Here is an 18848-nt window from a genome sequence, read left to right as displayed (position 1 = left end):
AATCCTTGGGAGTTACGGGGTCTTGCGGTTCATCTCGTCGCGCAGTGCGCGGCTGCCCTCGCCCAGCACGGAAACGGCCTTCTCGGCCTTGTCGGCCTCGGTCTTGGCTTCGGCCAGACGTGCGTCGGCCCGGGCTTCCTGCGCCAGTTGGAGGGCCGGTTCGTGATGGCCGCTGCGCATCGCCGCGCGGGCCTGGGCCATCTTGTCGCTCGCCATGGTCATTTCCGTGGGGGCGCCCACCATGGCGCCAGCGCCCATGGCGTGGTTCAGTGCGGCTTCCGACACTGCCATGTCTGCAGTGGGCGCCGGGATTTGGGCACAGGAGGCCATCAGCAGTGAGCTGATGACCATCAGGCCTGCTGCACGTGGCAGCGGGAGCGGAGTGCGTGTCTTCATCGTGGATCTCCTGGTTGGTTCCAGCGCACAGCCTGTGCTGATCGTTTCGGCGGGTCGGTGCGTTGGCGCACCGACGCTGTGCGGCGCTGGGGTCAGCATCCATCCATCAGAAACTCTCAGCACAGGGATCGACATGAACATGACGCTGATGCATGGCCGAGGGAGCGAGGTTGGCGACGACACGAGAGCGTCGCTGGCCCAGCGGATCTGCAACGATTCCTGCTTCGTGCCAGACCGGAGAGCGCGGCTTCGCGCCCGGCCCGTCGCTGCGCTCCTATCAGGATCATTCAACGAGCCTGTGGCAGAGACATCGGAGATCGCGGTCGAGGACTGGGATCTCTTGTTCCGCGCCGCGCTGACGCTGCTGGCGCGCGTGGCAATGGAGAAACCCAAGAGGCCTGTGCCATCCCGCACGGGCCAGCCACTGCAGGCGCCGGGCGCCGTGCTTCGAGAGTGCCTGGCGGCCCTGGACCAGTTGCGCCGCGAGCATCCCTCTGCCCCGCCGCGGCCGAGGCCTGCCGGCGTCCCGCCGGCGTATTGGGATGCCGGCGCCGAGGCATGAGCAGCTGTGACGACGCCGTGGCATCGCTGGCTGCGAATCCCTGGGTCAGGCAGACAGTGCGTTGGCGCACCGACGCCTGAACGGATCGGGAGCAGCATTGAAGGTCTTCATACGGGAGTCGACATGAATTGGCATCAGATTCAGGGGCCATGCAGGCATGTCATCGGTGAGGCCAAGCGATGGTGGCGCCGCGCGCAACACCCTGGCACGCTCCAGGCACAACCAGGTCTCTTCCCGGAAGCGGCCGAGATTCTCTGGCTGCGGAACGAGGCGGCGCAGCCAGAGGGCCGCGGCCTGGATTCCGGCGGATCGCATGCATCCGCCGAACGCCCGCCGACGCCAGTGAGCGCCGACGCCCTGGAGGCCGCCCCATCTCATGTTGGCCTCTGCCCGTCGGTGGAGGGGGCCCCCGTGACGAAGCCAGAGGCCTTCCTCCATCTGCCATCGGGCGCCGTGCGTTTCTGGATTCCGGTCGGGCAGGGGTTCTTGGGCGCCAGCATCCACAGCACGGATCTGCACTATCGCTACTGCAGCCACGAGACGACCGATCAGCCGCTGGCCACCTTTCTGGCCCATGCGAGTGAGATCGAGGCGGCCGTGCGCCGCCGGCTGGATGCGGGGGCGCTTGAGCCGGTGATCCTGAGGGGGCCGGACTTGCAGCCCTTGCCCTCGCCCTGAGCGGCACGGGGCGTGCTCAGACGCCCCAGACCATGGCCTCGCTGGCGGCGTGGACCCGCCGCATCGTCTCCACCAGAGGCCAGATGCGCTGTCGCCGCGAAACGGCTTCACCCCCATCTCCGGCCTGCTGTGCATCGGCGACCGTGCGGTCCGCCGGCTGCAGCCACTCTTCCCGCGCCAGCGCAGCTTGAAAGGCCAGGATGGCGCAGTGCCCATGACCCGCGGGCGTGGCCGCCCGGTCGGGGAACTCCAGCCCGTTGCGGACTTGACCTTGAGCCGCGGCCGGCGGTGAGGCTCAGGAACGGTGTTGGGCGAGGTAGCGTCGCATCAAAGGTCGTGCCGTCAGGCCGTGCACCACGATGGATGTCGCGACCGTCCACAGCGTCAAGGACACGAGCGTGTCCGCCACTCGCCCGTCAAGGCCGTGATGCAGCGCAAAGGCCAGGTAGTAGACGGAACCGATCCCGCGGATGCCAAACCACGAGATCATCGAACGCTGCGAGCGCGTCAGTTGCTCGCCCAAGGTGGCGGGCAGCGCGGACATCGGCCTGAGCACGATCAGCACCAAGGGGACGAACCACCACGCGGCCTTCAGTGATTGTGCATAGGGCAGCATGGCCCCCACCAGCAGCACCAACGTCAACTCGACCAACTTCTCCAGCTGCCCGTTGAACAGCTGCACCGAGTCGCGCATGGTCTCGCTGGCGTGGTGGGAGTGCGTTGCGCGGATTTCGTAGGAATGGCCTGCCGCTGCCGTCGAGCGGCCCAGCGGCTTGCTGCCCACCGCGGGATGCTCGCGCACCCGTTGAAGCGCCAAGCCGCTGGCGAAGACGGCAAGAAATCCGGAGGCGTGGAGGAACTGCGCCAGTCCGTAGGACAGCGCGATCAGCCCGAGTCCGAGGAAGACATCCAGCCCCAGAGCCTCGCCGTGGCGGGCGCGCAGATAGACCACCAGCTGCCCCGTCAACGCGCCGACCGCCAGGCCGATGGCGACGCCGCCGGCCGTCGCCCATCCCAGGGTCAGAAGCCACCAATGTGACGGGCTGAACCCCGGGCCGTCGTGAAGGCCGAGCAGACCCAGGCCCAGCATCGCGAATGGAAACGCTGCGCCATCGTTGAGGCCACCTTCGCCCGCCAGGCTGAAGCCGACCCGATCCGGATGGCTTCCGGGCTCGGCCTGCACGCCAGAGGCCAGCACAGGGTCCGTGGGGGCGAGGATGGCGCCCAGCAGCACGGCGGCGCCCAGCGGCAGCCCAAGGCCCCAGACCCCGATCAGGGTGACCAGGCCCACCATGACCGCCATCGAGATGAAGGCGAGCCGCAGTGGCAGACGCCAGAGCCGGTCCCGAAAGGGAACGCCCAGTTGCAGCCCGACGGCGAACAAGGACACCAGCAGGGCGACCTCGCTGACGGTTTCCAGCAAGGCCGCGTGCCGGGCCGGATCTGGCGTCAGCACACTGAGCCCCCCGGGGCCCAAGACCCACCCGAGCGCGAGATACACCATGGCGCTGCTGAGGGGCAGCCGCCCCAGCCAGGTGCCCAGCAGCACCAGCGAAAGCAGGAGCACCCCGGCAAACAGAGACCAGCCCGCGAACGACATGAGTTCCTTCCGTCAGGGCCATGCCGGGTTCCACAGCTGAATGCGTGGCCAACCGCAAGACGTGTGCTGTTCTTGGACGAGATGAAGCATACGCCTGGGAGGGATCCAGGTGTCGTGGCACGCCGATGACGGCCGGGCAGATCAGCGCCACGACCATGGCGCTCAAGAAGGCGCTGCGCGGCCCGAGGAAACCGCCAACCAGCGCAACGGCAAGTCTGCAAAGACGGTGTTGACCGAGGATGGCCCGCTGCGCATCGAGGCGCAGCGCGACCGTGCCGGCTCGTTCGAGCCCATCCTGATCCCCAAGCACGAGTGTCGCTTCACCGGCTTCGACGACACGATCTTGACCATGCACGCGCGTGGCATGACGGTGCGCGCGACATCCTGGGGCTGTGGATCCAGCACACCGAGGGGGCGAAGTTCTGGATGAAGGTCTTCACCGACCTCAAGACACGTGGGCAATTCCCCAGCGACGAGGCCGCGAGCAAGCTCATCTGGCTGGCGCTGCGCAACATCACGGCCGATTGGGGCCGCCCGGCCAAGGAGTGGAAAGAGGCGATGAGCCAATTCGCCATCGCCTACGGTGAGCGCTTCACCCGACCTGCCGCGTAATATGAGGCGTGGGCCTGTCGGCGCCGGGCTTGCGGTCTTGCAGGGCCTGCTCCAGCGTATCCAGGGCGAACTCCGTGTGCATCGAGCTGCTCTGGCGCCAGCCGACGAGGCGCCGGCTGAACACCTCGACCACGAACGCCACGCAGACCCAGCCCTGCCAGGTCGAGACGCAGGTGAAGTCCGTCACCCACAGCTGGCTCGGCCGCTCGGCGCAGAACTGACGATTGACCCGGTCCGGAGGGCACGCCGACTTCGGGTCGGCGATGGTGGCGCGCTGTGCCTTGCCTCGTCGAACACCCTGCAACCCCTGCTGCCGCATCAGACGCTCGACCGTGCAGCGAGCCACCGGGATGCCGGCATCCACCTCATGCTGCTTGACCCATGTGTGCAGCGTCTGCGAGACACAGCCGATCATGCCGGCGATGGGCTCGATGGTCGCCCACTGCGACGGGGGCTATCCGCGATGCGCCAGCACCATGCGCACGGTACGCGCACGCCCCTCGGGGGAAGACTTCGGGGACTTCTTCATGGCTCCATTCTCCAGAGTTGGAGCTTCCGTCAAACCCCGGGGCGGTTCAGGTGGTCAATCACCCGGGACCTGACACATACGCACAGCCGCATATCCAATTGATCGTCCTTCTACTTGGCAGGCTAAGTTGCGATAGCTGGTGAAGTGAGCGAAGTGCAATCGGATTGCTAGACAATCGGCCATAGAAATAACGGGAGTACAAGCACGATGAGTGAAATACAGGCGGCGCAGCGGATTCAGGCCTACTTAACGCGCGAGCTCGGATACCCGGCGGAATTTATACAACGCGAGTACCAAACCAGTCACAGCGCCCGACTGGATCTGGTCGTGGTGCTGGACGGGCAAGTCAAAGTCGTGTGCGAAGCCAAGCGCCTCGACAAGTTGCCTAGTGACGTCAAGCTGCTTCCCTTCGACGCGCTGATCCGCCAGGTCCAGTTCGCTGCACTCGAAGTTGGAGCCAGGTACTTCCTCATTTCCGATGGCAACCAGATGCTGTGGTTCGAGACCGACGGGTCTGGCCGACCCGTGCCGCTGGCAACGCCGAAAGCCTTTCACGATTTGGCCAATGGCAGGGCAGAAAGTCAGTCGCTGTCGGGCCGAGTAGAGGGGGTCCGGCGCACGTTGCGCAACATCCTCGAGCGCTCTCGCCAGCAGAGGTGGTCTCCCGAAGCTCTTGCACTCGTTATCTATGCGCATTTGCAGCGGCAACGCGGCCGCGAGGTGTTCTGCGATCTGCTGGTCGGTGGTTCCGTGTCTCAGGCAGCCCTCGCTACGCTTCAGTCGAAGCGACCCGAGGAATTGAACACAGGATTCGTTGAGACGCTCGCCTTCGTCGCTAGGCAGGATCTCACCGCGCCGCATGCCTACGCAGAAGCGCTAGACCTTCTCGATGCTTCGGCACTGGACAAACTTGAGCCCGCCGACGTGCTGTCGTTGCTCGACGAAGTCTTGGGCCGCTATCCCACGACCTCTGGCGCCACCCGAATACCTCGATGGACGTCAGATCTACTCGTACATCTCGCAGGCATCGAACGCGGCGACCGAGTGCTCGATCTTCATTGTGGCTTGGGCAATATATCGGCCGCCGTTCGTCTTGCGGGGATCACGCCGCCTTCGCACATGGCCTTGTTCGCACGCCATGCAACCGATGCCATGTGGGCATGCGTTCAGCAGCTCGTATTCGGTGCGGAACTCCCCTCAGTCGAAATCGGTGACCCTCTTGAGTCTCTGCGACTCTCGCATCAGCAGGAGGACTTGGCCGACCGAATCCTTGTCGCAGCGCCTTTTGGGCTGACAGTTCGGCATGCGCGATTCGCCGAAAGGCGAGGCAGCGCGATTTCTAGCGAGGAGGCCTATGTCGAGCTAGCGCTGGAGCATCTGTCGCCCCGCGGCCGCATGGTCGCACTGCTTCCCAACGGATCCCTAGGAAAGCCGGATAGATTGCAACTGCGGGAATTGCTGTTGCGCAATGGACTGCAGGCCGTTCTGGACATCGGCGCATTTCAACCCGGTTCGGGCGTGGCGGCAAGCATTGTAGTTCTCGACAAATCGATGCCTGCAAGGGATACCTTGCTCTTCGCAAAGGCACTGAATCGCCAACCCCAGGATACCTTTGACTGCACATCATTGCCTGGACTCCCACATGTCTTGCAGCGATTCGGATTCTGGATGCAGGGCCACGAAAGTGGGAGTGACGAACTCGGTCTAACCGCGACGTCGGCACCCGTACAAGGGGTTCTGAGCGTAGGACCATACCTGGCGTTGCAAGCGCAGACGCAGCTCTCTCTGGCTTCGTTTGAACATCAGCCGCTGGGAAGCCTCGCACTCGTGACGAAGGGGGGGGCAATCCGTCGATCAAAGGCAACCGGCGATGTCGTCTTCATCGGTCCTGGCGCCGTTCGACCGCTGGAAATTCAACTGGATTTGCTAGATCGGGCAGACGACTCGGAGGTACAGCGTTTCCCGCAGGCTATTGCCAGCGAGGGGGACATTGTGTTGAACGGACTCAGCACGTATGTAGGCGCCGCTGCGTTCATCGAGAGTGGTCGCTTTCCAATCAATCGGCACATCTTCCGAATCCGCGTCCACAACGTAAACGTGCTGCCAGAGTACCTCGCAATTGCGATTAACAGTCGCCACGTGCACGAGCCCTTGGTCGCGTCCGCAGGGGGGAGCGTCATGCCAATGCTAAGGGTAGATACCCTTAGAAAGGTTTTGATCCCTGTGCCCCCGCGGGATGTTCAAGCTGAGATTGTCCGTCGCGTCGCGGTCGCAAAGGCGGAGCGTGACAAAGTAGGAAGGCTGCTTCAGGAAAAGGAGCAAGCACTGTCTGCCATGGTCCGTAATCTCGATTTCGGAGATCTGGCATGATGGAATCCATTCGTGTCAGCGGCAGGGCGCTTGAGCAGAAGCTCGATGAAGTTCTCGAGCTACTGGGTGGTTCTCAGCATTTGCTGTTCAACGCTATGGCGCATATGACTGCCGGAACACCTTCGCAGTTGGTCGCTCCGACCAGTTCCGCTGAGTTCGGTCGGAAGAGAAATGAAATCGCCAGGATTTTTCAGTCGCCTGTGGCGCTGCGAGGCCTGGAAGTTGCGCTGAGGCTCTTCGAGGAGGTTTACCTTGCTGTTGACGCGCAAGGTGGAGTTCCCGGTTCTCGGCCGCAGGAGCTGCTAGACCTGCTGCGCATCAACACTGAAAAGCCTGACGAAACAATCGCGCTTTCCAAGGACATGCATTGGATCGTTGAATGGCCTGTTTGCTTGCCAGCGGCCGGGCCAGAGACGCTGATGAGTTGCGAATGGTTCGCTCGTCCTTGGGGCGCGGTCGTCCCTCCTTACGTCGTCAACTATCTGGCGAGTGCAGCTACAGCGCGGCGCCAAAAGCGCAATGATGCCGCTGTAGCGCTGCTTGCGATTGCCGCTGAGGCCACGCTTCGGGATGTTTTATCGAGCCGGGGCTATTCCTTTGCGCACGGCGCGTCGTCGAAAGACGTTTTCGCATACTGCAGTGCGAGGGTTACTGCGGACGAAGCATCAGGCACCTACATCGTGAAGTTCGACGACGCGATGCCGTTGGCTGTTGGTGATTTCGGCACTTCGTTTGCCGGAGCGCCAGTCGAGATTAAGGTGAAACGGGTGCCTAAGAATGCGAATGGAACACGAATAGACCTAAATATCGTCGCGCCGAGTCCGCTGCACGATCACTGGACAAGTCCGACTGTGGAAACGCCGGGTGTCCCGACGGTTGGTGGACTTGGGGCGGCGCTGGATATCGCCAGAAATCGATTGGCCTGCGTGACAGCCGAAGACTTAGCGCTGGATTTTGACGAGGTCTTGCAGGCAGTCCGGAACAATCTCGTACATCTGTCGGGCGCGGCACTCGACACACCACTGCCACACTTTGATTTCCTTAAGAGGGACTTTGCCTTAAGAGACTTTTTGCTCAATGACCTTCTAGTGCAAGATTTCGTTGCAGCCATCGCTAGGTTCATCACCGTTCAGTATGTCGAACTTCGCCGCTCTGGGACGCTCTACACGTAGGGCGGCCTCACGTCGGCGTCTCGCAGTTGCGAGCGTCGAGGATTGGTGCGGGGCCCAAGCGATCGCGTTGATCCACTGGAGTCCCGCATCCTGTCCGGCCCAGTGGCGTGCTGTGGCCGGATCACGCTACTCAGATCCGAGAGTGACGCGAAGGGCGCCATTGCTTGGTGTGTCTGGCGGAAGCGGTGTCCGCCTCCGTCGAACTTCAAGAAGTGACAATCGACAACAAGACGGGTAAGTCACGCAGGTAAAGGCGGAAGCTGTTGCCACAGATGGCAACATGCAATAGCATCCAATTGCACCCACGTTGGTGGGTACGATGATGGAGAGCGTTGGCGATGCCCAAACTGGCGAAGGAGATGAAGGCGCTGGAAGTGCAGCGGCTCAAAGAGCCAGGGCTGCACTTCGTGGGCACCGTGCCCGGCCTGGCGCTGCAAATCGTCTCCTCCGGCGCTCGCTCCTGGGTGCTGCGGGTCATGGTCGGCGGCAAGCGCCGGGAAATGGGCCTGGGCGGGTTCCCTGCGGTCACTCTCGCCATGGCCCACGAGAAAGCCCGGGAGGCGCGCGACCTGATCCGCCAAGGCCGTGATCCCATCCTGCTGGCCCGGGAGGCGCAGAGCGCGCTGAAGGCCGAGCAGGCGAGGGCGTTGACCTTTGCGCAGTGCGCCGAAGCCTACATTGACGCCCACGAGGTCGGCTGGCGCAACGAGAAGCACACCCAGCAGTGGCGCAGCACCATGAAGACCTATGTCTACCCGGTGATGGGCGACATGCTGGTGCGCGACGTGGCGCTGGCCCACGTGCTGAAGGTGCTGGAGCCGATCTGGCGCACTAAGACTGAGACGGCTAGCCGGGTGCGCGGCCGCATGGAGTCGGTGCTGGACTGGGCGAAGGGTCGGGGATACCGCGCTGGCGACAACCCGGCGGCCTGGAAGGGCAACCTCGACGCCCAGCTCCCGAAACGAGAGAAGGTGGCCAAGGTCGAACACCACCAGGCCCTGGCGGTTGGCGAGGTCGGCGCGTTCATGCGCGATCTGCGCGGCCAGGAAGGCCTCGGCGCCAAGGCGCTGCAGTTCGCCATCCTGACGGCCGCTCGCTCTGGCGAGGTCCGCGGCATGGCCTGGTCCGAGGTGGACCTCGAGGCGGCTGTCTGGACTGTGCCAGCGGATCGCATGAAGGCTGGCCGCGAGCACCGCGTGCCGCTGTCTGCTGCAGTCGTCGAGCTGCTGAAGGCCTTGCCGCAGACGCCTGGCTCACCGCTCGTGTTCACCGCGCCGCGCGGCGGCTCCCTGTCCGACATGACCCTGACAGCTGTGCTTCGCCGCATGCAGGTCGACGCTGTGCCCCATGGCTTCCGCTCCACCTTCCGGGACTGGGCGGCCGAGCGCACGAGCTACCCCAACGAGGTCTGCGAGATGGCGCTGGCCCACGTGGTCAGCGACAAGGTGGAAGCGGCCTACCGGCGCGGGGATCTGTTCGAGAAGCGCCGCCGGCTGATGGAGGACTGGGCCAGTTTCCTGGCCAGGGTCGAGACAAAGGGCGAGGTGGTGCCGTTGAACAGCAGGGCACGGCAGGCCTGAGACATCGCCGCCGGTCGATCTACCGGGCACCGGCGCCGCGCGGTTCAGCGGCAAGGCGGCGAGCTGGGAGCTTGGACCCTCCTAGCCCGCCTGACCACAACGTGCAACCCAAGGAGAAGCACATCATGGCTACCCAAGATTCTGCCGCGGCTCAGTTCGCCGACTTTGGCCTGACCACTGCCGGCCTCGCCGTCGACCCCAAGGCCTCCGTCAGCGACATGCTGTCCGACATCCAGGTGCTGTTCAGCATGGCGCTCGAATCGTTCCACGGCATGACCGAGGCCGTTGTGACCAGCGACGACGCCGGCATGTTCCAGGCCAAGTCGAGCTGGTGGCCGGCGATCTACGCGATGCGACAAGCGGGGCTGTTGATCGACAAGGCCAACGAGGCAGTTGTCGAGAAGAAGGCCACCTGAGGTGTCCAGGATGCGAAGTCGCATCAAGGCGCCGGCAGGGGCGACACTGCTGCCGGTTCTTCCCGACGGGTTTCTGAAGTCACTCCGGGCCCGATGGGGGAATTCGGCGGTTGAGGAATTGCTGGTGCTGCGTTCCCGGAATGAGGCAGCGCTGCAGCAGGCGTTGAAGGCTGGGCACCTTCAGGTGGCCACGCCGGAGAACATCGCCGCCGGGCTGCGACAGCTTGCGGACGATGTCAGGCAGGACTCATTTGCTGCCCTTGGTGATGGCGGGGCGCAACCTGCTGTCGGGATGTATGCCCAGCTGCTCCAGCGGCGAAGAAAGCGGCTGCACGTGCGTGGGTTGAAGCTGCGAGCCAAGCACGAAGCATTTGCTCGACAGCTCGGATCGGTAGCGAATGCCCTCATGGGGACACGCGCCATCCGGCACGCTGGCACCCAGGCCACCAAAGAGCGATCGGCCTTGTTCGAGCTGGAGTTGGCCGTGGTTGCCAAGCGCGAGGGCTACCCGCGCCGTGGGGCCGCCAAGCGCATCGTCTTGCACTTTGCTGACCACCCGAACGCTGCCTTGAGGCGGAAGAAGTCCACCGTGATGAAAGCGCTCAAGGGACTGAAATAGTCCAAAGGCAGAGACGCAAGTTTCTCCATTTGGAGAGCGAGGCAGACGATGCCCCCATGACGAAAAGCATGGGGCCGCAAACAGCGGGACAGGCCACCCCGCAACCTTCTCGCGCGTTGCCTGCCAGCTTGGCGGAAGTCGCGCTGGTCGACTCAAAGACGTGTGCTGCTGCCGGCGGGATGTCGCTGACTTGGTGGCACGCCGAAGTTGCTGCAGGCCGAGCGCCGCAGCCCGTGATCCGCAAACCTCGCTGTACCCGCTGGCGCCTGAGCGAGGTGCGTGCCTTCTGGGCCAAGCTTGCTGAAGACGGCCGCAACGACAAGCAGGGGGTCGAGAAGCTGCTGGCCGCCACACAGAAGGCGTCCCAGGCTGCCCGCGCCAAGCGCGCTGGTCTCTACCTGCCGGCGGGGGCGTGATGGCCAATGTCACCACGCAAGAAGGGGGCGCCTCCCTCAGTCCGGTGCACCTGCGTGCGCTGCAGGTGTTCGACACCCTCCCTGATTCTGCGGAGGTTCCTGTCCAAGTGGTCGCCGCCCGGCACAGCGTGTCCGAGATGACCGTCTGGCGCTGGGCCAAGTCTGGCGTGCTGCCGGCGCCGATTAAGCGCGGCGGTGCTACCCGCTGGGTGGTCGGTGATCTGCGCCGCGCCCGACCGGAGGGTGCCCGATGAGTGGCACCCGCCTGGATCGCAAGGTGATCGACACCCCGCAGCCGCTGCACCTTCGTCCGTGCACCTGCATGACCTCGCATACCAGGCTCTGCCCCACTTGCACTGCATGGGCGCGGATCCTGGCCGAGGTGACGCTGCGCCGTGTCACCAACCGAGCCCGGGATGTTCGCCCGCGGTGGTGGAGGAGGTCAGGGGCATGAGCGTCCGAACCATGGCCCGGGTGTGGGAAGGCAGCAGGCACAGCGGCTCCGAGCTGCTGATGCTCCTGGCCATCGCCGACTTCGCAGATGACGATGGCCGCGCCTACCCCTCCATCACCACCCTGGCAGCGAAGTGCCGGACGAAGCCGCGGTACGCCATGGTCCTCCTGGAGGCCCTCAACCAGAGCGGGGAGCTGGAGATCCGCAAGCAAGCCGGCCCGATGGGGCGCGGCGGCCGGACCAACCTGTACCGCGTGGTGTTCGACAAGCTCACCGGAACTGCCGAAATGGTGAACCAGGGTGCACTAGTGAACCATAGTGCAGTAGTGCACCAGGGTTCCGGAAGTAGTGCACCAGGGTTCCGCGAAGTAGTGAACCAGGGTGCACCCAAACCATCAGGAACCGTCAGAACCACCAAAGAAGCGCGCAAGCGCGCAGTCTCGGGCTTCGACGCCTCGCTGATCGAACTGCCCGAATGGCTCCCTCGCGTGTCCTGGCTGGCCTGGGTCGCTGATCGCAAGGAACGCCGTAAGCCGATCACCCGGCGCGCAGCCGAGGCCCAAATCAAGGCCCTGGACGGCTACCGCGCTGAAGGCCACTCACCGGCCGCAGTGATCGCCAACAGCATCGCCGCGGGCTACCAGGGCCTCTTCCCTCCCAAACAGACCGGTGGTGTTCATCCCCAGGGCCAGCGGAGCGGTGGTGACCTGCTGGACTGCGATCACGTTTTCGGAGGTGCCCATGGGCGCGCGTGAGCAGCTCAACCGGCCGTGGAGCCAGGAATCCGAGCAGGCCGTGCTGGGCGCGCTGATGCTCGACCCGGACGCCTGGTGGCGCGTGGCGGACTGCCACCTTGAGGCCGCCCACTTCTTCGACAGTCGGCATCGCACCATCTGGCGGGCCGTGGCGGACCTCAACGCCCACGGCCAGCCCGTGGACCAGGTGACGGTGTTGGAGCGCCTGCAGGTGGCCGGCCAAGCCGAGGAGTGCGGCGGCCTGCCGTACCTGACCGAGCTGGCCCAGTCCGTGCCCAGCGCGTCGGGCGTGAAGCGCTACGCCCAGGCCGTGATCGACAAGGCCGCCCGCCGTGCACTGGCCCAGGCGGCCGAGCAGATGCTGGCGCTGGTGGGCGAGTCCGAAGACGCCGATCAGCTGCTGGACCGTGCGGCGGGGCTGCTGGGCAGCATCCAGCGCACCAAGGCGGCAGCAGAGCCTCGATCCATCTCCGACCTGGCAGCGGCCCGCATTGACCATTGGCAGGCCCTGGGAGCCGGCGAAACGACCCCGGGAGTACCGACGGGGCTAGAACGCATCGACAGCGCCCTGGGGGGCGGATTCAAGCCCGGCAAGGTGGTGGTGCTGGCGGCCAGGCCCTCGGTGGGCAAGTCCTCCCTGGCCGGGCAGATGGCCCTGAGCGTGGCCGCCCAGGGGCAATCGGTGCTGATGCTGAGCCAGGAGATGCCGGCCGGCGAGCTGGTGGACCGCTGCGCGGCCAACCTGGGCCGGGTGTCCATGGATGCGCTCACCACCGGGCGCTTCCTAGAGGAGGACTGGTCGCGGATGGCTGAGGCGGCCGAGGCCATGGGCCGGCTGCCGCTCTTCATCGATGACCAGCCGGCGCTGACCCTGCTGGACATCCGAACAAAGGCCCGCCAGGTCAAGCGCCGGCATGGGCTGGCGCTGGTGGTGGTGGACTACCTGCAGCTCTGCAGCAGCACCAGCACCACCGACAAGCGGCACCACCAGATCGAGCAGATCAGCCGGGGCCTAAAGCAACTGGCCAAGGAGCTGGACATGTGCGTGCTGGCGCTGAGCCAGCTCAACCGATCCACCGAAGGCGGCGAGCCCCAGCTGCACCACCTCAAGGAGTCCGGCGCGGTGGAGGAGGACGCCGACACGGTGATTCTGCTGCACCCCTGGGCCCGCGAGGCCGACAGGGCGCTGACCGTCTTGGCGAAGGTGGCCAAGAACCGTCAGGGCCAGCGGGGACGCATCGCGCTGAAGCTCTACGGCGAGCACCAGCTGTGGGCCGAGTCCGCCTCGGACGTCTCACCACGAAAGGAACGGGCATGAGCGAGCAATCGGCGGGGCAGCGCTCTTTCGCAGCGATGGCGCGCCATCTGGAGGCCCTCGGCACCGAGGTCGAGGCTCGGACGGCGGCAGCCGGCCCGCAGCCCGAGAACCTGTCAAAACCTGTCATCCAGGAATCAACCACCCGGCGCCGGTACGGCGCCACTCACCCCCACAAGGAACGCACATGACAACCGAACTTCAGGGCGCCCTCGATGCCCTGCGAGAGGCCGACCAGCGGCTGGCCGCGATCAACGAGGAGATGGCCCGACTCAATGCCGAGGCGGCGAACGCGGGCGCTGTGACCGGGCGGGCATCCGCCATCAAGGCCGAGCGCCGTGGCCTGATCGCGCGCTTGATCCGTGCTGGGCAGCGTGTGACCGGAGCCGAGCCCGAGGTGCTGGCGCTGTCCGAGCAGCTGACGGACTTGGCGCCTCGCGAGAGCGGTGCCGCCGTCGTCTCGGAAGCGGTTCAGGAGATGCTGGTCGAGCTGCAGGCTGAAGCCGCAGCCATCCATGCCCAGCGGCCGGGCTTGATCGGTCAGGTCCGGCTTGCACGGTTCGCCGAGGCGGGCGAAGAGATCGAGGCGCTGAAGCCTCAGGTCGAGACCTTGCTGGAGCAGCTCGGCGAGGCCTATGCGCGGCTCTGCGGTGCCGGCATGGCTCACCAGCAGCTGGCGCGGCAGCTCCGGGAGCAGCACGGCGCGTCGGTGCAGCCCTTGGGTGCCGAGTTCCAGACTCGGCAAATCAGTCTGCCGGTGGCGGGGTTCAGCTACACCACGGCCAGTGCCTACAACCTTCTCCTGAGCGACGTCGGTGCGGCCATGGACGCTGCCAAGGCCGAGTTCCTGTTCAAGTGGAGCCAGGCATGAGCGCGAAGGTTGTCGGTGTGGAACGGGTGACCAAGTTCTTTGAAGAACTGCCCCAGAAGGCCAAGGAGGAGGCTGCAAAGGGCATGGGGCGCATGGTTTTGAAGCTGCAGGCGCGCGTGATGCGCGACAAGCTCAGCGGCCAGGTGCTCAACGTGCGCACTGGCACGCTGCGCCGCTCCATCGACCAGGCGGTCTATCAGGAGGGCGCGCAGATCCGCGGCGTGGTCGGCACCAATGTCGAGTACGCCCGGGTGCACGAGTACGGGTTCTCCGGGGCGGTGACGGTGAAGGAACACTTGCGGATGATTCGTGAGCAGGGGCGTTTCTCTCTGAAGGCAGTCAAGGGTCGCGACATGGGTATGTGGGTGAAGAAGCGCGGCAAGGAGACCGGAAGCGAGGTTCTGGTGAAGGCGCACAGCCGCATGGTGAAGTTGCCCCCCCCGCTCGTTTTTGCGCAGCGCGCTGAAGGAGCTGGAACCCGAGTTCCTCGAAGAGATGGACAAGGCGGCCGGGGAACTGGCCAAGGATTGAACAACGGTTGAAAGGAAAGACGATGACGCAACTTCAATGCCCCAGCATCAACCTGGACCTGATCAGGTTCCCGGACAAGGTCATTTCTGGCCAGGCGAGCGGCACCGTGCTGCCTGGTGACACCGTGACCATCGTGTGGCCCGGCGGTGCCACCTACCAGACCAAGATGAAGGAAGGGGGGCGGTTCGCCTTCAACTCGGCCGCGGCCTGGGCGGCCCGTCCTTTGGTCCGTGGTGACTTCCTCGGCATCAAGGTCACCGACGCCGCTGGGAACATTGCTTCCGCCGCCATGCCCTTTGGAGTGGAGGGCGGGACCAACGAGCCTGCCGGGTACTGTGGCTCGTCTGTCAATGCCTCCCACAGCTCCAGCATCGGCCCGGCCAGCGCCTGAATTCCAAGGGTGGCACCCAAGCCCTGCCGAGGAGGATCCCGAATCGGCTTGCCCGCCTCGTGCGGGCTTTTTTTCATGGCGTGCCGAGAACCTTCAGGCACCGAGCTCGCAGCTTGTCCCCCTCGCCCATGCGCACGTGGCGCAGGCAGGCCTGGGCGACACGTGCGGCGTCCTCGGCCCGGCCGGTGCGGCAGTAGATGATCAGGAGACGCTCGTAAGGGTGGCTGCCCATGAACTCGTCGGCCACGTTGGCCTCATAGAGGCGGACAGCGTCCTCCTCGCGCCTCTCGCGTTCGGCCTGCTTGCCGTCGAGGTTCCTGTCCACCAGCACGCCGGCAAGTTCATCGGCTTGCGCGGCAGCGGCCTCAATGTCGTCTGGGTCTGCGTCGTCCCAATACGCAAGCTGCCGCGTGTATTCCTCCCAGGCGTCGACCTGGCGCTGCAGCGGGCCGCTATCGGCCGGCCGCTGGAGTACTGGCGGCGCGGGTTCATTGCGAGGCGCTCGCGCGGCGGCTCCCCAGGCCTGTTGGGCCGGCTTCTCCGCTGTGGGCTTGGTTCTGAGAATCCGTCTGATCCAGTCCATGGCGCCTCGCTCGTGATCTGGCCCTGACTGTAGGATTCCGGGCCTATGCGGAGGCACGCGGTCTGTCTCTCAGGTCCCCAGGCGTGATGAGCTGGGCCACGAAAGCGACGCCGGCACTTGTTGAGAAAAGTTGAGGTCCCGCCGGCCGGGATGCGGTCAGCTTGTTGGCAAATGTTGGCATCCAGGAGGCCGGCGGGGCGGTCTAAAGTAGACCCGAGTGGATCTCCGTCCGACCACAAGCAAGCACCTTGCCGATTGGTGGGTTCTTTGGTGGGTAGGAATAAAAAAAGGGCCGAGAAGGCCCGTATTTCCTGGATTCTTGGCGGAAGCGGTGAGATTCGAACTCACGGAGGGGATGAACCCTCGCCGGTTTTCAAGACCGGTGCCTTAAACCGCTCGGCCACGCTTCCTGGAGAAGGCGCCGATTATGACGCAGGAAGACCGGTCTGCCCTTCCCAGGGCAGACCGGTGTGTCGTGTGGTCAGGCCTTGACCAGGGTGAGGTCCACCAGCCGCGTTTCGCGGGTGGCCAGCAGGGCACCCAGCGTCAGCAGGCCGTTGGCGGCCAGGTACAGGCCCACGCCCCACAGGCCGAAGTTCTTGTTCAGGTCCAGGGCCACCAGGGTGGGGATGGACGCGCCGACGATGGAGGCGAAGTTGTAGGCCAGCGAGGCGCCGGAATAGCGCACCTCGGTCGGGAACATCTCGGGCAGCAGAGCAGCCATCGGGCCGAAGGTGCAGCCCATCAGCGCCAGGCCGATGATGATGAACACCAGCACGGTCATCGGGGTGCCGTTGGTCAGCAGGGCCGACATGCCCAGGCCGAAGGCCATGATGGCCAGCGTCACCAGGATCAGCCACAGGCGCCGGCCCATGGCGTCGGCCAGCACGCCCGACAGGCTGGTGAAGATGCCGAACACGATGGCGCCGATCAGCAGCATGCCGGTGAAGGTGTTGGCCGGGATGCCCAGGCCGGTCGGGTGGCCGGCCGGCGAGATGGCCACCGGGCTCTTCGAGTACACCTGCACGAAGGCCGTCATCAGGTAGAACAGCACGTAGGTGGTGGTCATGATCAGCGTGCCCAACAGGATGGCGCGGCCATGCTGGCGCATCACCGTGGCCACCGGGGCGTGCAGCTTGCGGCCCGCCTTTTCGGCGTGCTCGAAGACGTGGCTCTCATGCAGGTTCAGGCGCACGTACAGGCCCACCAGCACCATCACGAAGGACAGCAGGAAGGGAATGCGCCAGCCCCAGGCCACCATCGCGTCCGGGCCCAGGTAGTAGCTAACCAGGAAGAAGCCGCCATTGGCCAGCAGCAGGCCGATGGGGGCGCCCAGTTGAGGGAAGGTGCCGAACCAGCCGCGGCGGCCTTCGGGCGCGTTCTCGGTGGCCACCAGCGCGGCACCACCCCATTCACCGCCCAGGCCAATGCCCTGGCCGATGCGGAACACGCACAGCAGGATGGGGGCCCAGACGCCGATGGTGTCGTAGTTGGGCAGCAGGCCGATGGCCACGGTGGACAGGCCCATGGTCAGCAGCGAGGCCACCAGCGTGCGCTTGCGACCGATGCGGTCACCGAAGTGGCCGAACAGGGCCGAGCCGATGGGGCGGGCAATGAAGGCCAGTGCCAGGGTGGACAGCGACAGCAGTGTGGCGATGGAGGCATCGCCCTTGGGGAAGAACTGCGTGTTGAACACCAGCACCGCGGCGGCGGCGTAGATGTAGTAGTCGTAGAACTCGATGGCGGTGCCCACCAGCGAGGCGATGGCCACCTGGCTGGCGGAATTTCGCGGGCCGGAGGCCGCGGTCGGGGACGGAGACATGGAGACCTTTCAAGCAAAAGCGCTGCCTCGCGCAGGCCGTTTGGGGAACGGGCTTGCGTCGGGCAGCGTCAGGAGCGCGGCCGCCTCGGGGTGTCGAGGCTTCTTCCCCCGAATCAGCAGGACGGCTTGCGGTTCAAGACGTCTTGCACGGGCGGAACCAGGAGACCGGTCGTGACCGATCCTTCAGGCCTGGGAAATACGGTGTGGCAGCAAGGGATATCGCTACCGATACGGTGATTTTACGGATTGTGTCCACCGGTTGCAGCGGCAGGGCCATTGAACCTGGCCGATCCCGCCACTTTTCAACCCTTGCCCGGCACCTGGGCCTGCGCGCAGCGCACCTGCACCACGTCGCGTCGGCCGCCGTCCACCCGCACGGCGGTCAGGGCGCCACCCCAGACGCAGCCGGTGTCGATGGCCAGCAGGTCCGGGCGGTTGATCAGACCCAGCGTGGACCAATGGCCGAAGGCGATCGGCTGGCCGGCGGTGGCCCGGTGCGGCTGGTCGAACCAGGGCCGCATGCCGGGGGGCGCGGCCTGCGCGCTGTCCTTGGATTCGAAATCCAGCGTGCCGTCGGCCGCGCAAAAGCGGATGCGCGTCAGCACGTTGACGATGCCACGCCAGCGTTCGATGCCTTGCAGCTCGTCCTGCCAGCGGGCGGGGTGGTTGCCGTACATCTGCTGCAGGAAGCGGGGCAGCTCGGGGCTTTGCAGCATGGCTTCCACCTCGGCGGCCAGCGCCAGGGTCTGCGGGGTGCTCCACTGCGGCAGCACGCCGGCATGCACCATCAGCCAGCCCTGGTCCAGGTCGGCCAGCTTGCGCTGGCGCAGCCAGGCCAGCCAGCCTTCGCGGTCCTCGTCGGCCAGGATGGCGTCCAGCGTGTCCTTGCGGTTGGCGCGCTTGACGCCGGCGGCCACGGCCAGCAGGTGCAGGTCGTGGTTGCCCAGCAGGCAGGTGGCGCTGCCTTCCAGGGCGCGCAGGCGGCGCAGCACGCCCAGCGAATCGGGGCCGCGGTTGACCAGGTCGCCCAGCAGGTGCAGGTGGTCGCGGGAAGGGGAGAAATCCAGTTCGGCCAGCAGCCGTTCGAAGGCGTCGCAGCAGCCTTGCAGGTCGCCGATGAGATAGTGCATGGCGCGATTCTGCTACGCTCCCTCCCCATTGCCTTCAGCCTCGCGG

Annotated in this window: 23 protein-coding genes, 1 tRNA gene and 1 pseudogene; 17 read left to right on the top strand and 8 right to left on the bottom strand. The window is 65.4% G+C overall.

Annotation, left to right across the window (positions count from 1 at the left end):
• Positions 1-12 precede the first annotated feature (12 nt).
• A complete protein-coding gene (locus KGA65_RS09265; protein ID WP_225862860.1) occupies positions 13-396 on the bottom strand; it encodes a DUF4398 domain-containing protein in 384 nt (127 codons plus the stop codon).
• Positions 397-529: 133 nt separating this feature from the next.
• Here KGA65_RS09265 and KGA65_RS09260 point away from each other — a divergent pair, with 133 nt between their 5' ends.
• Positions 530-958: a hypothetical protein gene (locus tag KGA65_RS09260; protein WP_225862859.1), complete on the top strand. Its 429-nt coding sequence runs from the start codon at positions 530-532 to the stop codon at positions 956-958.
• A gap of 123 nt (positions 959-1081) precedes the next feature.
• Positions 1082-1636, top strand: coding sequence for a hypothetical protein (locus KGA65_RS09255; protein WP_225862858.1), 555 nt, complete (start codon positions 1082-1084; stop codon positions 1634-1636).
• Positions 1637-1652: 16 nt separating this feature from the next.
• Here KGA65_RS09255 and KGA65_RS09250 read toward each other — a convergent pair whose 3' ends face one another.
• Positions 1653-1835: a DUF1840 domain-containing protein gene (locus KGA65_RS09250; protein WP_225863445.1), complete on the bottom strand. Its 183-nt coding sequence runs from the start codon at positions 1833-1835 to the stop codon at positions 1653-1655.
• A gap of 96 nt (positions 1836-1931) precedes the next feature.
• A complete protein-coding gene (locus KGA65_RS09245) occupies positions 1932-3236 on the bottom strand; it encodes a cation:proton antiporter (protein ID WP_225862857.1) in 1305 nt (434 codons plus the stop codon).
• Between the two features lie 109 nt (positions 3237-3345).
• On the opposite strand from KGA65_RS09245, the gene KGA65_RS21230 reads away from it, so the two are divergent.
• A complete protein-coding gene (locus KGA65_RS21230; RefSeq protein ID WP_310740951.1) occupies positions 3346-3666 on the top strand; it encodes a transposase in 321 nt (106 codons plus the stop codon).
• Positions 3549-3848, top strand: a complete 300-nt coding sequence (locus KGA65_RS21225; RefSeq protein WP_510594497.1) for a transposase — start codon at positions 3549-3551, stop codon at positions 3846-3848. Before KGA65_RS21230 ends, KGA65_RS21225 begins: the two co-directional genes overlap by 118 nt.
• Positions 3849-3867: 19 nt before the next feature.
• Here KGA65_RS21225 and KGA65_RS09235 read toward each other — a convergent pair.
• Positions 3868-4203: pseudogene (locus KGA65_RS09235) on the bottom strand (DDE-type integrase/transposase/recombinase); the annotation flags it as partial.
• A gap of 381 nt (positions 4204-4584) precedes the next feature.
• Here KGA65_RS09235 and KGA65_RS09230 point away from each other — a divergent pair.
• The 13 genes from KGA65_RS09230 (at position 4585) to KGA65_RS09170 (ending at position 15267) form a co-directional block, all read left to right on the top strand.
• On the top strand, positions 4585-6747 hold the full coding sequence (locus KGA65_RS09230; protein WP_225862856.1) for a restriction endonuclease subunit S: 2163 nt from the start codon (positions 4585-4587) through the stop codon (positions 6745-6747).
• The gene (locus KGA65_RS09225) at positions 6744-7919 is read left to right on the top strand and encodes a hypothetical protein (protein WP_225862855.1); all 1176 of its coding nucleotides are present in this window, start codon (positions 6744-6746) and stop codon (positions 7917-7919) included. Before KGA65_RS09230 ends, KGA65_RS09225 begins: the two co-directional genes overlap by 4 nt.
• Before the next feature lie 338 nt (positions 7920-8257).
• Positions 8258-9499: a tyrosine-type recombinase/integrase gene (locus KGA65_RS09220; RefSeq protein WP_225862854.1), complete on the top strand. Its 1242-nt coding sequence runs from the start codon at positions 8258-8260 to the stop codon at positions 9497-9499.
• A 125-nt stretch (positions 9500-9624) separates the two neighbouring features.
• A complete protein-coding gene (locus KGA65_RS09215; protein WP_225862853.1) occupies positions 9625-9915 on the top strand; it encodes a hypothetical protein in 291 nt (96 codons plus the stop codon).
• A 10-nt stretch (positions 9916-9925) separates the two neighbouring features.
• Complete coding sequence (locus tag KGA65_RS09210) at positions 9926-10534, top strand: hypothetical protein (RefSeq protein WP_225862852.1); 609 nt, start codon at positions 9926-9928, stop codon at positions 10532-10534.
• A 233-nt stretch (positions 10535-10767) separates the two neighbouring features.
• Positions 10768-10950, top strand: coding sequence for a hypothetical protein (locus tag KGA65_RS09205; protein ID WP_225862851.1), 183 nt, complete (start codon positions 10768-10770; stop codon positions 10948-10950).
• The gene (locus KGA65_RS09200) at positions 10950-11204 is read left to right on the top strand and encodes a helix-turn-helix transcriptional regulator (protein WP_225862850.1); all 255 of its coding nucleotides are present in this window, start codon (positions 10950-10952) and stop codon (positions 11202-11204) included. The genes KGA65_RS09205 and KGA65_RS09200 overlap by 1 nt, the downstream gene beginning before the upstream one ends.
• 196 nt (positions 11205-11400) lie before the next feature.
• Complete coding sequence (locus KGA65_RS09195; protein ID WP_225862849.1) at positions 11401-12159, top strand: phage replication initiator YdaU family protein; 759 nt, start codon at positions 11401-11403, stop codon at positions 12157-12159.
• Complete coding sequence (locus tag KGA65_RS09190) at positions 12146-13477, top strand: replicative DNA helicase (protein WP_225862848.1); 1332 nt, start codon at positions 12146-12148, stop codon at positions 13475-13477. Before KGA65_RS09195 ends, KGA65_RS09190 begins: the two co-directional genes overlap by 14 nt.
• Positions 13474-13665, top strand: coding sequence for a hypothetical protein (locus tag KGA65_RS09185; RefSeq protein WP_225862847.1), 192 nt, complete (start codon positions 13474-13476; stop codon positions 13663-13665). Before KGA65_RS09190 ends, KGA65_RS09185 begins: the two co-directional genes overlap by 4 nt.
• On the top strand, positions 13662-14345 hold the full coding sequence (locus KGA65_RS09180) for a hypothetical protein (RefSeq protein ID WP_225862846.1): 684 nt from the start codon (positions 13662-13664) through the stop codon (positions 14343-14345). The genes KGA65_RS09185 and KGA65_RS09180 overlap by 4 nt, the downstream gene beginning before the upstream one ends.
• Complete coding sequence (locus tag KGA65_RS09175; protein WP_225862845.1) at positions 14342-14887, top strand: HK97 gp10 family phage protein; 546 nt, start codon at positions 14342-14344, stop codon at positions 14885-14887. The genes KGA65_RS09180 and KGA65_RS09175 overlap by 4 nt, the downstream gene beginning before the upstream one ends.
• An 11-nt stretch (positions 14888-14898) precedes the next feature.
• Entirely contained in the window at positions 14899-15267 is a 369-nt protein-coding gene (locus KGA65_RS09170) for an Ig-like domain-containing protein (protein ID WP_225862844.1), read from the top strand.
• 73 nt (positions 15268-15340) lie between these two features.
• Here KGA65_RS09170 and KGA65_RS09165 read toward each other — a convergent pair whose 3' ends face one another.
• The 4 genes from KGA65_RS09165 to KGA65_RS09150 all read right to left on the bottom strand — a co-directional run bounded on the left by KGA65_RS09165 (position 15341) and on the right by KGA65_RS09150 (position 18802).
• Positions 15341-15850 carry a hypothetical protein gene (locus KGA65_RS09165; RefSeq protein ID WP_225862843.1) on the bottom strand — a complete coding sequence of 170 codons (510 nt, stop codon included), beginning with the start codon at positions 15848-15850 and terminating at the stop codon, positions 15341-15343.
• A gap of 320 nt (positions 15851-16170) precedes the next feature.
• A tRNA-Ser gene (locus KGA65_RS09160) sits at positions 16171-16260 on the bottom strand.
• A 71-nt stretch (positions 16261-16331) separates the two neighbouring features.
• Positions 16332-17672, bottom strand: coding sequence for an MFS transporter (locus KGA65_RS09155; protein ID WP_225862842.1), 1341 nt, complete (start codon positions 17670-17672; stop codon positions 16332-16334).
• A 302-nt stretch (positions 17673-17974) separates the two neighbouring features.
• Positions 17975-18802 (bottom strand): symmetrical bis(5'-nucleosyl)-tetraphosphatase, encoded by an 828-nt coding sequence (locus KGA65_RS09150; protein WP_225862841.1) that lies wholly within the window; start codon positions 18800-18802, stop codon positions 17975-17977.
• Between the last annotated feature and the right edge of the window lie 46 nt (positions 18803-18848).

It is taken from the genome of Ideonella benzenivorans (assembly GCF_020387415.1).
Taxonomy (GTDB): Bacteria; Pseudomonadota; Gammaproteobacteria; order Burkholderiales; family Burkholderiaceae_C; genus Ideonella; species Ideonella benzenivorans.
Note: the sequence above shows the minus strand (reverse complement) of the source record. Positions and strands in the feature narration are given on the sequence as shown.

Excerpts from the sequence above, each read along its gene's own strand:
- KGA65_RS09265 (WP_225862860.1), bottom strand. The coding sequence starts at position 396 with ATGAAGACACGCACTCCGCTCCCGCTGCCACGTGCAGCAGGCCTGATG.
- KGA65_RS09260 (WP_225862859.1), top strand. The coding sequence starts at position 530 with ATGAACATGACGCTGATGCATGGCCGAGGGAGCGAGGTTGGCGACGAC.
- KGA65_RS09255 (WP_225862858.1), top strand. The coding sequence starts at position 1,082 with ATGAATTGGCATCAGATTCAGGGGCCATGCAGGCATGTCATCGGTGAG.
- KGA65_RS09245 (WP_225862857.1), bottom strand. The coding sequence starts at position 3,236 with ATGTCGTTCGCGGGCTGGTCTCTGTTTGCCGGGGTGCTCCTGCTTTCG.
- KGA65_RS09230 (WP_225862856.1), top strand. The coding sequence starts at position 4,585 with ATGAGTGAAATACAGGCGGCGCAGCGGATTCAGGCCTACTTAACGCGC.
- KGA65_RS09225 (WP_225862855.1), top strand. The coding sequence starts at position 6,744 with ATGATGGAATCCATTCGTGTCAGCGGCAGGGCGCTTGAGCAGAAGCTC.
- KGA65_RS09220 (WP_225862854.1), top strand. The coding sequence starts at position 8,258 with ATGCCCAAACTGGCGAAGGAGATGAAGGCGCTGGAAGTGCAGCGGCTC.
- KGA65_RS09215 (WP_225862853.1), top strand. The coding sequence starts at position 9,625 with ATGGCTACCCAAGATTCTGCCGCGGCTCAGTTCGCCGACTTTGGCCTG.
- KGA65_RS09210 (WP_225862852.1), top strand. The coding sequence starts at position 9,926 with ATGCGAAGTCGCATCAAGGCGCCGGCAGGGGCGACACTGCTGCCGGTT.
- KGA65_RS09200 (WP_225862850.1), top strand. The coding sequence starts at position 10,950 with ATGGCCAATGTCACCACGCAAGAAGGGGGCGCCTCCCTCAGTCCGGTG.
- KGA65_RS09195 (WP_225862849.1), top strand. The coding sequence starts at position 11,401 with ATGAGCGTCCGAACCATGGCCCGGGTGTGGGAAGGCAGCAGGCACAGC.
- KGA65_RS09190 (WP_225862848.1), top strand. The coding sequence starts at position 12,146 with ATGGGCGCGCGTGAGCAGCTCAACCGGCCGTGGAGCCAGGAATCCGAG.
- KGA65_RS09185 (WP_225862847.1), top strand. The coding sequence starts at position 13,474 with ATGAGCGAGCAATCGGCGGGGCAGCGCTCTTTCGCAGCGATGGCGCGC.
- KGA65_RS09180 (WP_225862846.1), top strand. The coding sequence starts at position 13,662 with ATGACAACCGAACTTCAGGGCGCCCTCGATGCCCTGCGAGAGGCCGAC.
- KGA65_RS09175 (WP_225862845.1), top strand. The coding sequence starts at position 14,342 with ATGAGCGCGAAGGTTGTCGGTGTGGAACGGGTGACCAAGTTCTTTGAA.
- KGA65_RS09170 (WP_225862844.1), top strand. The coding sequence starts at position 14,899 with ATGACGCAACTTCAATGCCCCAGCATCAACCTGGACCTGATCAGGTTC.
- KGA65_RS09165 (WP_225862843.1), bottom strand. The coding sequence starts at position 15,850 with ATGGACTGGATCAGACGGATTCTCAGAACCAAGCCCACAGCGGAGAAG.
- KGA65_RS09155 (WP_225862842.1), bottom strand. The coding sequence starts at position 17,672 with ATGTCTCCGTCCCCGACCGCGGCCTCCGGCCCGCGAAATTCCGCCAGC.
- KGA65_RS09150 (WP_225862841.1), bottom strand. The coding sequence starts at position 18,802 with ATGCACTATCTCATCGGCGACCTGCAAGGCTGCTGCGACGCCTTCGAA.